The 11,956-nt window shown below is 58.7% G+C and carries 12 protein-coding genes, 3 tRNA genes and 1 pseudogene; 7 read left to right on the forward strand and 9 right to left on the reverse strand.

Annotation, left to right across the window (positions count from 1 at the left end; translation table 11 throughout):
* The first annotated feature begins 1 nt into the window (after position 1).
* From uvrC to F2P67_RS26720, 5 genes are all read left to right on the forward strand, one after another.
* Positions 2 to 1,825, forward strand: coding sequence for an excinuclease ABC subunit UvrC (gene uvrC / locus F2P67_RS26700; protein WP_166226032.1), 1,824 nt, complete (start codon positions 2 to 4; stop codon positions 1,823 to 1,825).
* Positions 1,826 to 1,857: 32 nt separating this feature from the next.
* Entirely contained in the window at positions 1,858 to 2,418 is a 561-nt protein-coding gene (gene pgsA, locus F2P67_RS26705; RefSeq protein WP_007950102.1) for a CDP-diacylglycerol--glycerol-3-phosphate 3-phosphatidyltransferase, read from the forward strand.
* Positions 2,419 to 2,478: 60 nt separating this feature from the next.
* Positions 2,479 to 2,554: transfer RNA gene (locus F2P67_RS26710), tRNA-Gly, on the forward strand.
* Positions 2,555 to 2,599: 45 nt separating this feature from the next.
* A tRNA-Cys gene (locus tag F2P67_RS26715) sits at positions 2,600 to 2,673 on the forward strand.
* A gap of 195 nt (positions 2,674 to 2,868) precedes the next feature.
* Positions 2,869 to 2,955, forward strand: a tRNA-Leu gene (locus F2P67_RS26720).
* A 97-nt stretch (positions 2,956 to 3,052) separates the two neighbouring features.
* On the opposite strand, the gene F2P67_RS26725 is transcribed toward F2P67_RS26720, so the two are convergent.
* Complete coding sequence (locus F2P67_RS26725; RefSeq protein WP_166226035.1) at positions 3,053 to 4,006, reverse strand: LysR substrate-binding domain-containing protein; 954 nt, start codon at positions 4,004 to 4,006, stop codon at positions 3,053 to 3,055.
* A 139-nt stretch (positions 4,007 to 4,145) separates the two neighbouring features.
* Between F2P67_RS26725 and F2P67_RS26730 the strand changes: the two genes are divergently transcribed.
* Positions 4,146 to 5,324 (forward strand): M20 aminoacylase family protein, encoded by a 1,179-nt coding sequence (locus F2P67_RS26730; protein ID WP_218583449.1) that lies wholly within the window; start codon positions 4,146 to 4,148, stop codon positions 5,322 to 5,324.
* Positions 5,325 to 5,354: 30 nt separating this feature from the next.
* The gene (locus F2P67_RS26735) at positions 5,355 to 6,650 is read left to right on the forward strand and encodes an MFS transporter (RefSeq protein WP_166226038.1); all 1,296 of its coding nucleotides are present in this window, start codon (positions 5,355 to 5,357) and stop codon (positions 6,648 to 6,650) included.
* A 54-nt stretch (positions 6,651 to 6,704) separates the two neighbouring features.
* Here the strand turns inward: F2P67_RS26735 and F2P67_RS26740 are convergent, their stop codons facing one another.
* The 8 genes and pseudogenes from F2P67_RS26740 to F2P67_RS27885 all read right to left on the reverse strand — a co-directional run.
* Positions 6,705 to 6,989: a hypothetical protein gene (locus F2P67_RS26740; RefSeq protein ID WP_166226041.1), complete on the reverse strand. Its 285-nt coding sequence runs from the start codon at positions 6,987 to 6,989 to the stop codon at positions 6,705 to 6,707.
* 286 nt (positions 6,990 to 7,275) lie between these two features.
* Positions 7,276 to 7,506: a hypothetical protein gene (locus tag F2P67_RS26745; protein ID WP_158958729.1), complete on the reverse strand. Its 231-nt coding sequence runs from the start codon at positions 7,504 to 7,506 to the stop codon at positions 7,276 to 7,278.
* A gap of 120 nt (positions 7,507 to 7,626) precedes the next feature.
* The gene (locus F2P67_RS26750) at positions 7,627 to 7,857 is read right to left on the reverse strand and encodes a hypothetical protein (RefSeq protein WP_166226044.1); all 231 of its coding nucleotides are present in this window, start codon (positions 7,855 to 7,857) and stop codon (positions 7,627 to 7,629) included.
* Positions 7,858 to 8,023: 166 nt separating this feature from the next.
* On the reverse strand, positions 8,024 to 9,061 hold the full coding sequence (locus F2P67_RS26755; protein ID WP_166226047.1) for a DNA topoisomerase IB: 1,038 nt from the start codon (positions 9,059 to 9,061) through the stop codon (positions 8,024 to 8,026).
* Positions 9,062 to 9,132: 71 nt separating this feature from the next.
* Positions 9,133 to 10,212, reverse strand: coding sequence for a molybdenum ABC transporter ATP-binding protein (modC, locus tag F2P67_RS26760; protein ID WP_166226049.1), 1,080 nt, complete (start codon positions 10,210 to 10,212; stop codon positions 9,133 to 9,135).
* Between the two features lie 3 nt (positions 10,213 to 10,215).
* Positions 10,216 to 10,896 carry a molybdate ABC transporter permease subunit gene (gene modB / locus F2P67_RS26765; RefSeq protein WP_166226052.1) on the reverse strand — a complete coding sequence of 227 codons (681 nt, stop codon included), beginning with the start codon at positions 10,894 to 10,896 and terminating at the stop codon, positions 10,216 to 10,218.
* On the reverse strand, positions 10,897 to 11,664 hold the full coding sequence (gene modA / locus F2P67_RS26770; RefSeq protein ID WP_166226055.1) for a molybdate ABC transporter substrate-binding protein: 768 nt from the start codon (positions 11,662 to 11,664) through the stop codon (positions 10,897 to 10,899). It abuts the gene before it with no gap.
* A 169-nt stretch (positions 11,665 to 11,833) separates the two neighbouring features.
* Positions 11,834 to 11,956, reverse strand: a pseudogene (locus tag F2P67_RS27885) (NAD(P)H-dependent flavin oxidoreductase); the annotation flags it as partial.

The following is an 11,956-nucleotide window of genomic DNA, read 5'->3' on the forward strand; positions in this document are numbered from 1 at the left end:
CATGACTGAAGTATTCGATTCCGGCGCCTTTCTATCGACCGTCAGCGGGCGCCCCGGCGTTTATCGCATGTTCGACAGCGATGCGCGCCTGCTGTACGTCGGCAAGGCCAAGAACCTCAAGAAGCGTTTGGCCAGTTACTTTCGAAAGACCGGTCTGGCGCCGAAAACTGCTGCCTTGGTCGGGCGCATCGCGCAAGTCGAAACCACCATCACCGCCAATGAAACCGAGGCGCTGCTGCTTGAGCAAACGCTGATCAAGGAATGGCGGCCGCCGTACAACATCTTGTTGCGCGACGACAAATCCTATCCCTATGTGTTTCTGTCCGATGGCCAGTTTCCACGGCTGAGCATTCATCGCGGGGCGAAAAAAGCCAAAGGCAAATATTTCGGGCCCTATCCGAGTGCCGGCGCGATCCGCGAAAGCCTCAGCTTGTTGCAGAAGACGTTTTTTGTTCGGCAATGTGAAGACAGTTACTACAAAAACCGCACCCGACCTTGCCTTCAGTATCAGATCAAGCGCTGCAAGGCGCCTTGTGTCGGTCTGGTCGAGCCTGAGATTTATGCCGAGGATGTTCGCCATTCGGTGATGTTTCTGGAAGGGCGCAGTCATGCGCTGACCAATGAGTTGTCCGCGGCGATGGAAGAGGCGGCGATCAATCTTGAGTTCGAGCGCGCCGCCGAGTTGCGTGATCAGATCGCGCTGCTGCGTCGGGTTCAGGATCAGCAGAGCATGGAGGGTGGCACAGGGGACATCGATGTCATCGCGGCATTCGTCAACCCGGGTGGCGCCTGTGTGCATCTGATCAGTGTCCGTGGCGGGCGTGTGCTGGGCAGCAAGAACTTCTTCCCGCAAGTCGGGATTGAAGAAGATGTTTCAGAGGTGATGACGGCGTTCCTCGGTCAATACTTCATCAGCAGCCCGGAGCGCGATTTGCCGAGCGAATTGATCGTCAATGTTGTTCACGAAGACTTTCCGACGCTGATCGAAGCTATTCATGAGTTGCGTGGCCGTGAGTTGGCCATCAGCCATCGGGTGCGTGGTACGCGGGCGCGCTGGCAACAGTTGGCTGTTACCAACGCCGAACAGGCATTGGGCGCGCGCCTCGCCAATCGCCAGCACACCGCTGCGCGCTTCGACGCACTGGCTGAAGTGCTCAATCTTGATGAGCCGCCACAGCGCCTGGAGTGCTACGACATCAGTCACTCCAGCGGTGAGGCGACCGTCGCTTCCTGTGTGGTGTTCGGGCCGGAAGGCGCGATCAAATCCGACTACCGCCGCTATAACATCGAAGGTGTGACGGCGGGCGACGATTACGCCGCCATGCACCAGGCCTTGACCCGACGCTTCAGTAAGTTGAAGGACGGCGAGGGCAAGTTGCCGGACATTCTCCTGGTTGACGGTGGCAAGGGGCAGTTGTCGATGGCCCGCGATGTACTCAACGAATTGGCCGTGCCGGATCTGATCCTGCTCGGCGTTGCCAAGGGTGCGACCCGTAAGGCTGGTTTTGAAACTCTGTATCTGAATGATGCGGCGCACGAGTTCACCCTGCGCGGGGATTCACCGGCCTTGCACCTGATTCAGCAAATTCGCGACGAAGCTCACCGCTTTGCGATCACCGGGCACCGTGCGCGTCGCGGCAAAACCCGCCGCACCTCAACGCTGGAAGGCGTTGCAGGGGTAGGGCCGACCCGGCGCCGTGACTTGTTAAAACATTTTGGTGGATTGCAGGAACTGTCTCGTGCAAGCATCGAAGAGATTGCCAAAGCCCCGGGGATCAGTAAAAAGCTCGCAGAGTCGATTTATGCGAACCTGCATAGCGAGTAGAATGCCCCTTCACCTCGTAGCCAGTTGTGCCGATGAATATCCCTAATCTGATTACCGTTCTACGCGTTCTGCTTATCCCGATCTTCATTTTGCTGTTCTATTTGCCTTACCAATGGAGTTACATGGCCTCCGCCTCGGTATTTGCCTTCGCGGCGGCAACGGACTGGCTCGACGGTTATCTGGCTCGACGTCTGGAGCAAAGCACACCGTTTGGTGCGTTCCTTGATCCGGTCGCCGACAAACTGATGGTCGCCGTGGCTCTGGTGTTGCTTGTTCAAGAACACGGCAATCTGTGGCTGACCTTGCCGGCGGCTGTGATCATCGGTCGCGAGATCGTTGTATCCGCGTTGCGTGAGTGGATGGCCGAGCTCGGTGCTCGCGCTCATGTCGCCGTATCGAATCTGGGCAAATGGAAAACCGCTGCACAGATGCTTGCGCTGGTGATTCTGCTGGCCAATCCGAAGGACTTCAGCTTCTGGGTCATTCTGGGTTATGCCTTGTTGATGGTGTCCGCCGGCCTGACGTTGTGGTCGATGGTTCAATACCTTCGCGCCGCGTGGCCGCATCTGAAGACCGATGTTGAAAAGAAATAAAACTTTTTTGAATCAAGGGGTTGACGGAGCTTCTTAATTCTATAGAATGCGCATCACCAAGCGGGAATAGCTCAGTTGGTAGAGCACGACCTTGCCAAGGTCGGGGTCGCGAGTTCGAGTCTCGTTTCCCGCTCCAATTTGTACGTGTTTGTTGTTGTGCTACTGACAGCAGATGCTTTGAGGCCGAGTAGCAAAATGGTTATGCAGCGGATTGCAAATCCGCCTACGCCGGTTCGATTCCGACCTCGGCCTCCACTATAAACAAGCTCCGTAGATCCATGATTTACGGAGCTTTTTTATTTGCAGCGCACTGCAAGATTTAGTCTTGAATTCAGCGTCTGCGAACTTGCTTCACCGGGAAGTGATGTATATATTTCCCCCTCTGCCGTACGAGCGCACTTCTTGTCAGAATCGCGACTCGCAAGCAGAGTTCGGCTACACCGCGCTACCGCCCGAATGGCGAAACTGGTAGACGCATGGGACTTAAAATCCCCCGCTCGTAAGGGCGTGCCGGTTCGATTCCGGCTTCGGGCACCATGAATATCAAAGGCTTGCGTGAGGCATCTCATGCAAGCCTTTTTCATTTGTGCCGCGAGATTGTTCCGCATCTGATCGAGCTTTTGAACTCTTTCCTTCAGACCAACAACTCCAGCGTATCAAACAACCTCACATCCTCCGCCCGAGCCGACCGCGCACGGCGCCGGATGACCTGAATCAGACATTCGACAAAACACTGCGCCGCTACGCCCAGTTGCACATTGCGCGTCGTGACGATGCCAATCGTGTCAGTCGAGAAGGTTTCCTTCAGTTGCAGTCGCGCAACGCGTTCGCCGTACATAGGCACCGTCAGCATGGGCTCGGGGAAGTAGCTGAGCATGTCGGTCTGCGCAATCATCGATAAGGTCAGTTGCGGCGAATGCGCGCGGTGGATGTGTTGCATGTCGATTTGTGCGTTGTGTTGCCAGAACAGCTCGGTCATCAAGCCTTCGTGGCTGGCATCGGGGTAGTTGACCACCCAGTCCTGGTCGAGTAATTCATGGATCGAACGACTGTCACGCAACGGATGGTCACGGCGGCCCACGACGCACATCTGATAAGAAAACAGCGGATCGCTAACGAACTCCGGGCGTGGTAGCAATGACGACACCAGGCCCACGGCGAATTCCATGGTGCCATCGCGCAATCTCGGCAACGCCACAGCCATCAACCCTTCAAAAATCTCCAGGCGCACTTTCGGCATGCGTTGACGAAACAACGTCACCACTTCTGGCAACAGGGTCATGCCCATCCACGGCGAAATGCCCAGACGCAACTGGCCTTGTGCTTCGTGGCTGAGGTGGGCGAGTTCCAGTTGCGCGCGTTCCAGTTGACTGAGCATTTGCCGCGCATGCTGCAAGAGTGACTGGCCATAAGGGGTCAGCACCACACCGTTGGCATTGCGCACCAGCAAGGGTAGATGCAGGTGTTCTTCAAGTTCACGCAGAGCCTTGGCCACCGCCGTCTGCGAAACATCCAGTTGCCGGGCGGCGGCGCGAATGCTTCCGCAATCGGCGGTCATCACCAGTGCGCGCAATTGATGCAGCTTCATCATTTCTCCGGTATCAGGTGTAAACCAGCGGTTTTCAGCCCCCGCTTTTTGCGACTGCCGCAGCCACCGCCAACTTATTAGCATCGCAGCCTATCAGCGGAACACCCGAAAACAAGTCATTAAAAATGAGGAGTACGTGATGATTCACTTGCCTGCGCTGCCCGGTATCCGTGCCATCGAGGAGGAGATGATCGCGTTGCGACGCCACATCCACGCTCATCCGGAACTGAGTTTTGAAGAGTTCGCCACTGCCGATCTGGTCGCGGGCAAGCTGCAAGAATGGGGCTATCAGGTGCATCGTGGTCTGGGTGGTACCGGAGTAGTCGGACTGTTGAAAAACGGTCAGGGCGACAAAACCATAGGTTTACGCGCCGACATGGATGCCTTGCCGATCATTGAGCAGACGGGGCTGGAGTATTCCAGCCGGCACGAAGGCGTGATGCATGCCTGCGGGCATGACGGTCACACCGCGATCTTGTTGGCGGCCGCTAAGCATCTGGCCGCCACCCGCGAATTCGACGGCTCGCTGGTGCTGATTTTCCAGCCTGCCGAGGAGGGTGATGGCGGCGCGCAGCGCATGCTCGATGACGGGCTGTTCGAATTGTTTCCCTGCGACGCGGTGTTCGCGCTGCACAACATGCCGGGGCTGCCGGTTGGCAAACTCGGCTTTCTGGCAGGGCCGTTCATGGCCTCGACCGATACCGTGACCATTCGTGTCGATGGCGTCGGCGGCCACGGCGCCATGCCGCACAAAACCGTTGATCCGCTGCTGGCTGGCGCGGCCATCGTCATGGCGCTGCAAAGCATTGTTTCGCGCAACGTCAATCCGCTCGACACCGCGGTGGTCACCGTCGGTGCCTTTCATGCCGGACTGGCGCCGAACGTGATTGCCGATCACGCTGAGCTGCAATTGAGCGTGCGTGCGCTTAAACCCCAGGTTCGCGATGAGCTGATCGTACGGATCACTGAGCTGGCAGAGGCGCAGGCCACAAGCTTTTGCGCCAGAGCCACGGTTACCGTCGACGAAGCCCAGCGTTTTCCGCCATTGATCAACCATGCCCAGAGCACAGATTTCGCCAGGCAAGTGGCCGTGGACTGGCTCGGCGAAGAAGGCCTGATCAGCGATATGCAGCCGCTGACCGGCAGCGAAGATTTTGCCGTGATGCTCGAACGCTGCCCCGGCTGTTACTTGCTGATCGGCAACGGTGACGGTGAGGGCGGTTGCATGGTGCACAACCCCGGTTACGACTTCAACGATGACTGCCTCGCGACAGGTGCCAGTTACTGGGTCCGCCTGGTGGAAAGCTTTCTGTCCTGACGTGCGTTCGATTCTTGAGGAGTTCACCTGATGTCTGTGCCCCTTGTCACCGCTTCGCCCGCAGCCTCATCGGTTCGTCAGCCTCTCGGCGCGCGCGCCATCGCAGCGATCACCATTGGTTCCGGGCTTGAGTTCTACGATTTCTCTGTTTACAGCTTTTTCGCCACGTTGATCGGAAGGCAGTTTTTCCCGGTGGAAAGTACGTTGGGGCAGTTGTTGCTGTCCCTGGCGACATTCGGCGTCGGTTTCGGTATGCGGCCGATTGGCGGCCTGGTGCTGGGGGCGTACGCCGACCGCGTCGGGCGCAAACCGGCGATGATGCTGACGCTGTGGCTGATGGCACTCGGCTCGTTACTGTTCGCCATCGCGCCGACCTATGCCCAGATCGGCCTCGCTGCGCCGGTGATGATTGTGCTTGCCCGATTGGTGCAAGGCTTCGCCATCGGCGGCGAGGTCGGGGCGTCAACCTCGATGCTCATGGAGTATGCCGACGACAACAGTCGCGGGTTTTATGGCAGTTGGCAGCTGTTCAGTCAGGGCCTGAGCTTCATGCTCGGTGCACTGGTGGCGCTGGCGCTGAGTTCGTCGTTGAGCGCTGAAGCACTGGAGAGCTGGGGCTGGCGCCTGCCGTTTGTGCTGGGCATGTTGGTGATACCGATCGGCATCTATATTCGCCGGCATCTGCAGGAAACTGCAGCGCAGACATCCGAGGCCGATTCGAGCCTGCGGGTGATCTTCACGCACTATCGCCGCACGGTACTGAGCGGGGTGTTGCTGGTGATCGGCAGCACGGCGTCGAGCTACATCGTGCTCGATTACATGACCAACTACACCGTCAGTGTTCTGCATCTGCCAATGACCATGGGCACCACCGCTGCCTGCCTTGGGGCGTTGGTGCAGATCAGCCTGTCAATCTGGGCCGGGCGCTTGAGTGATCGTATCGGCCGCCGCCGTACGATTGCGCTGGGCTGCATTCCAATGGTGCTGCTGATTTATCCGGCGTTCATGCTGATGAATCAGTTTCCGTCACTGACAACGTTGCTGGCGGTGTCATTGCTGACCACGTTTTTGCTGGTGCTGATCACGGTGCCGACGCTGGTATTGGTCACCGAGCTGTTTCCACGGGCCATTCGGGCGACAGGACTTTCCATCATTTATTGCCTGGGCGTTTCGGTGTTCGGCGGTTTCGCGCAGTTCTTCGCCACCGGGTTGATCGGGCTGACGGGTAACAACAACGCGCCAGCCCTGTACGTGATGCTGTGTGTCTGTTTGACCCTGATCGGTTTGGCGCGGGTCAAAGAAACTGCCGGGAAAACGCTGGATTAGCTGTTCTCGAACCGAAAAAGGGGCCGATTCTGTCGGCCCCTTTTCTATGCGCGATTAAACAAAAGTTTGTCCGGCAAAGCCTCGTGGCAAGCGCTGCAGGCCAGGCATTGCTGTCAGCCGATCAGTCCATTCGGCACGCCAGTTGATGGCGCCAGTGGTGGTTTTTTTCTGCCGGGACAAGCGGCGAGCAGCGTTGCGCTGATCTTTTCGCGCTTGTTTGTAGGCATCGGTATTGCGACAACTGCGGCATTTGACGCGGTTGAGTTCGCGACTCGCTGCGAGGCTTTTACCCTTGTGACCGCAGGCCAAATGCCCGTCTACGTTGAAATGGATGACCATCAATCGTCTCCTTCGTGACGTGTATGATTTATGACAACTGACAGACAGGGGCGTTCGGCGAGGCAAATAGCGGGCAAAAAAACACCCGCATGCGGGCGGGTGTAATGGGATGTCTTCTAAAGGAGTGAAATGACTGTAGGCGCGCGGACGTGAAGGCTGTGTGAAAACAAACTTCGCAATGGGTGAAGAGAAAATAGTCCGGACAAGTGACTACCCGGTAACGCCTGTCGCCGCTCCGATGCCTGCGCGGGATTGGCAGGCGAGGCTATTACGAGGGTGATGTCACTTAGCGAAACCGCGGTAGCGGCCGGTCGACGGGCTTGAGTGACGACAGCGTGTTGCGAATCAACGGCGCATCTTTTTCGATGTCGTTGAGCCGGTCGCGAATGCGCAAAGCGGTCGGGTGCCCGCCTTGGTGATCGACCCAGTCGGCGATCTCTTTGCAAGCGGCTGCGAGGCGCGCCTGCCGGGCGTCGAGCAGGGTGAGGAGGGTGGTGATGGACTCTTTTTCGGACATGGAACACCTCCGTTCAATGAAACCGCGAAGCGGCAGCAAAAAGCCCGCGTGTCGCGAGCCTTCTGCCGTGGGGCGCTGCTCCTTCAGCTGGTTTCAGTATAGACCCGCTTCTGCCCGGCATCAGCCGGAAGACTCGCGGGCCACTGTGGTCGAACTGACTGCGTTGAGGCGCTTGCATTCGTGCCGGGCGTCTTCTTCATGGTCGTAGCCGTCACCGATGAAACCGCCTGTACGGGTATCGTTGATGCGGTACCAACTGGTGGCTTCAGGGCGATCATGTTGACTGTCGCCGGCGCGGCGCCCGTGAATAATGATCTTGTTGCAACGCTTCACGACGAATATGTCTTCCATGGCGTCACCGCAGCTGATTCGTGTCAGATCAACTATAGAAGCCCTCGGCAATCGTGCAAAAAATAGACAGGTCAACTCGTCGGTTGCCACTGCCAGTCGTGAGGTTCAGCCACTGTTTTCCTGGGTGTTGCGACGTGGGTTTGCGGGAAATAGATCGCGTCAGGGTTCAAGGCGCGTCGGTCATGTCGCTCATCCGTTCGAGAAACATCGCCAGTGCAACTTCTTCGGCGTGCAGGCCTTTGCGCACCCGCGGACGCGGCAGTTCGGCGAGGGCGCCGAGCATGAATTTTTCCACCACGGCCGGGTGGATGTAGCACTTGCGGCACACCGCCGGGGTATTACCCAACCGCTTGGCGACGCCTTTGACCATTTCGACCACATGCCGTTTGGCTTCGGTTTCCGACTCGTGTTTGAGCTCGCGCAATACCGCCAGCGCCAGTGCGCTGCCAGCCCAGGTGCGGTAATCCTTGGCGGTGAAGTCCGCGCCGGTCAGGGTTTGCAGGTAGGTGTTGACGTCGGAAGAACTGACGGTGTGGCGCTCGCCGTGTTCATCCAGATACTGGAACAGGTTTTGACCGGGAATCTCCAGGCAGCGCTTGATGATGCGCGCCAGCCGTCGATCCTTGACGGTGATCTGGTGTTCGATGCCGCTTTTGCCGCGAAACTGGAACTGGATTGCGCTGCCGTTAACCTCGACATGCCGACTGCGCAGGGTGGTCAGGCCGTAGGAACGGTTGTCCCGCGCATACTGCGTGTTGCCAACCCGGATCAGGGTGGCGTCGAGCAGGGTGATCACCGTGGCCATGACTTTGTCACGACTGAAACCGGGCGCCGCCAACAGCGCTTCCAATTGCTTGCGCAGCTTCGGTAACGCCAGGCCGAACTCACGAAGCCGCGAGTATTTGTCGGCATCGCGCACTTCGCGCCAGCGTGCGTGATAGCGGTATTGTTTGCGACCGCGTGCATCGCGCCCGGTGGCTTGCAGGTGGCCACGCGGGTCGGGGCATATCCACACATGGGTATAGGCAGGTGGCACCGCGAGCGCGTTGATGCGTTTGATTTCGTCCGCATCCGTAATGCGCTGACCCGACGGCTCGAAATAGTTGAATTTGCCGCGTAGCTTTTTGCGGGTGATGCCGGGCTGCGTGTCATCGACATAATGCAGGTCGGATGGCAGTTCGACGGTCAGCTCGGTATCGGGCATGGCGGCTTCCTTCGGTGGCGCGGCGGTCTGTAAAACGATTGACCGCATGCCGTTGCCGTCGTGCCAATAATTCAGGCGAGTACCGCGACAGCCTTGATCTGCGCCCAGAGCTGCTGGCCAGGATGCACGCCCAGTTGATCCCGGGAGAACCGCGTGATGCGCGCAAGCAGCGGCGTGCCGCCGGCGTCGAGCCGGATCAGCACATGGGCGGCGTTGTCCGCGGCTTGCTCACTGACCACGGTGACCGGCAGACGATTGAGGATGCTGCTGAGCTCGTTGTTTTGCAGGGTCAGGCTGATGTCCCGCGCATGTACCTTGCAACGCAAAGCCTGGCCGACCGACATCGGTTCGTGGGTCACGCGAATGTTCATCTCGGTGGCCGGCAGTTGCAGGCTCAACAACTGATAATCCGCATCGTAGGCACTGACCTGGCCCTCGATGATCACGCCGGCGTCATCACCCATCGCCATTGGCAGATCGAGCCGGGCGAGGGTTTCGCCGATCGGGCCGCTGGCCAAGGCCTTGCCGTCGCTCAGTAACACCAGGTGATCGGCGAGACGGGCAACCTCGTCCTGCGCGTGGCTGACATATAAAACCGGAATGTCCAATTCGTCATGCAGACGTTGCAGATACGGCAGAATCTCGTTTTTGCGTTGACTGTCGAGCGCCGCCAGTGGCTCGTCCATCAGCAGCAATTTCGGGCTGGTCAGCAGTGCGCGGGCGATGCCGACACGCTGACGCTCGCCGCCGGAGAGATGTTGCGGATGACGTTCAAGCAGATGTCCGATGCCCAACAGTTCGGTGGCCTGTGCCACGTCGACCCGACGCTGGGATTTGGCGATGCGCTTGAGGCCGAACTGCAGATTGGCGATGACCGACAAGTGAGGAAACAAGCTGGCTTCTTGAAAGACGTAACCCAGTGCGCGTTTGTGCGGCGGGACAAAAATGCCGTTGTCGCTGTCTTGCCAGACTTCATCGTTGATCCGGATAAAGCCATGTTCGGCACGTTCAAGCCCGGCAATGCAGCGCAGGCAAGTGGTTTTGCCAGAGCCGGAGTGGCCGAACAGCGCGGTGACGCCACGCCCCGGCAAATGCAGATCGACATCCAGGCTGAAGCCTGAGTAAGCAAGTTGCAGACGTGCATCGATCATCAATCAGCTCCAGCCCGCGCGGGTCTTGCGGCTGGAGTACAGCGCCAGCAACACCAGAAACGAAAACACCAGCATCGCGCCAGCCAGCCAGTGGGCCTGGGCATATTCCATCGCTTCGACGTGGTCGTAGATTTGTACCGAGACGACGCGGGTCTTGTCGGGAATGTTGCCGCCGATCATCAGCACCACGCCGAACTCACCGACGGTGTGCGCGAAGCCGAGAATAGCCGCGGTGACAAAACCGGGGCGAGCCAGCGGCAGAATCACGCTGAAAAACGTGTCCCACGGGTTGGCGCGCAAGGTCGCGGCCACCTCCAGTGGGCGGGTGCCGATCGCGGAGAACGCGTTTTGCAACGGTTGCACCACGAACGGCATGGAATAGATCACCGAACCGATCACCAGCCCGGTGAAACTGAACGTCAGGGTGCCAAGGCCCAGCCACTGAGTGAACTGGCCGAGGAACCCGTGCGGCCCCATCATCAGCAACAGATAAAAACCGATGACGGTGGGCGGCAGTACGAGGGGCAGGGCGACGATGGCCCCGACCGGGCCGCGCAACCAGGAGCGGGTGCGCGACAGCCACAGGGCAATCGGAGTGCCGACAACCAGCAGAATCGCGGTGGTCAGGGACGCCAGTTTCAGGGTCAGCCAGATCGCCGCGAAATCGGCACTCGTCAGCGACATTTAGAGCTGGTAGCCGTAAGACTTGATCACCGCAGCGGCTTTCGGGCCTTTGAGGTATTCAACCAGGGCCTTGGCCGCCGCGCTGTCCTTGCCTTTGTTGAGGATCACCGCGTCTTGTTTGATCGGGTCATGCATGCTGGCCGGGACGATCCACGCCGAACCGCTGGTGACTTTGCCGTCCTTGTAAATCTGCGACAACGCAACGAAGCCCAGTTCGGCGTTACCGGTGGAGACGAACTGGTACGCCTGGGTAATGTTCTGGCCTTCAACAATCTTGGCTTTGGTCGCTTCAGTCAGTTTCAGCTTTTCCAGCACTTGCGTGGCAGCCAGGCCATAAGGCGCGGCTTTCGGGTTGGCGATGGACAGGTGCTGGTATTCGTTCTTCTTCAGAACGTCACCTTTGGCATCGACGTAACCATCCTTGGCCGACCACAGCGCCAGGGTGCCGATGGCGTACGTGAAGCGCGAGCCCTTCACGGTATCGCCTTCTTTTTCGAGTTTTTCCGGAGTGGTGTCGTCAGCCGAGAGGAACACTTCGAACGGCGCGCCGTTTTTGATCTGGGTGTAGAACTGACCAGTGGCGCCGTACGCGGCGACCAGTTTGTGCCCGGTGTCTTTTTCGAAGTCGGCAGCGATGGCCTGGATCGGAGCGGTAAAGTTGGCGGCGACTGCAACCTGCACTTCATCCGCCTGAACAGCGCCGATGGCGAAGACCGCGAGCAGGGAGGCCAGGCAGGTGGGGGCAAAACGTGAGGCACGAATGGTCATGTAACAGCTCCGTTGTTGGCAGGTGCAGAGGGCAGTTGTTATTGGAAGTGGACTGCGCCGATGCGAGGGGGTGATTCGCTATATAGTGAAATATATAGCGAAATGCCTTTAAACGGGAAGTGCTGGTTAGCAGAGGGTGAAGACTTTTGCATCTCCACCCTCGATGCCTTCAGCGGCGAGCCAACTTCGCAAGCGCGCCGTCAGCCAACTGCCGCGTCAGTTCGGCACTGCCGACGTCCTTGCCCAGCGTGAATGCCTGACCTGCCCAGAGGTTGGCGAACTGCGCGTCATC

Origin of the sequence: Pseudomonas atagonensis, assembly GCF_011369485.1 — a bacterium.
GTDB classification, from domain to species: domain Bacteria; phylum Pseudomonadota; class Gammaproteobacteria; order Pseudomonadales; family Pseudomonadaceae; genus Aquipseudomonas; species Aquipseudomonas atagonensis.

Bases quoted from the DNA above. Each gene is read 5' to 3' on its own strand.
- F2P67_RS26755 (WP_166226047.1), bottom strand. From the start codon at position 9,061: ATGCCCGATACCGAGCTGACCGTCGAACTGCCATCCGACCTGCATTAT.
- uvrC (WP_166226032.1), top strand. From the start codon at position 2: ATGACTGAAGTATTCGATTCCGGCGCCTTTCTATCGACCGTCAGCGGG.
- pgsA (WP_007950102.1), top strand. From the start codon at position 1,858: ATGAATATCCCTAATCTGATTACCGTTCTACGCGTTCTGCTTATCCCG.
- modB (WP_166226052.1), bottom strand. From the start codon at position 10,896: ATGTCGCTGACGAGTGCCGATTTCGCGGCGATCTGGCTGACCCTGAAA.
- modC (WP_166226049.1), bottom strand. From the start codon at position 10,212: ATGATCGATGCACGTCTGCAACTTGCTTACTCAGGCTTCAGCCTGGAT.
- F2P67_RS26745 (WP_158958729.1), bottom strand. From the start codon at position 7,506: ATGTCCGAAAAAGAGTCCATCACCACCCTCCTCACCCTGCTCGACGCC.
- F2P67_RS26750 (WP_166226044.1), bottom strand. From the start codon at position 7,857: ATGGAAGACATATTCGTCGTGAAGCGTTGCAACAAGATCATTATTCAC.
- F2P67_RS26740 (WP_166226041.1), bottom strand. From the start codon at position 6,989: ATGGTCATCCATTTCAACGTAGACGGGCATTTGGCCTGCGGTCACAAG.
- F2P67_RS26725 (WP_166226035.1), bottom strand. From the start codon at position 4,006: ATGAAGCTGCATCAATTGCGCGCACTGGTGATGACCGCCGATTGCGGA.
- F2P67_RS26735 (WP_166226038.1), top strand. From the start codon at position 5,355: ATGTCTGTGCCCCTTGTCACCGCTTCGCCCGCAGCCTCATCGGTTCGT.
- modA (WP_166226055.1), bottom strand. From the start codon at position 11,664: ATGACCATTCGTGCCTCACGTTTTGCCCCCACCTGCCTGGCCTCCCTG.
- F2P67_RS26730 (WP_218583449.1), top strand. From the start codon at position 4,146: ATGATTCACTTGCCTGCGCTGCCCGGTATCCGTGCCATCGAGGAGGAG.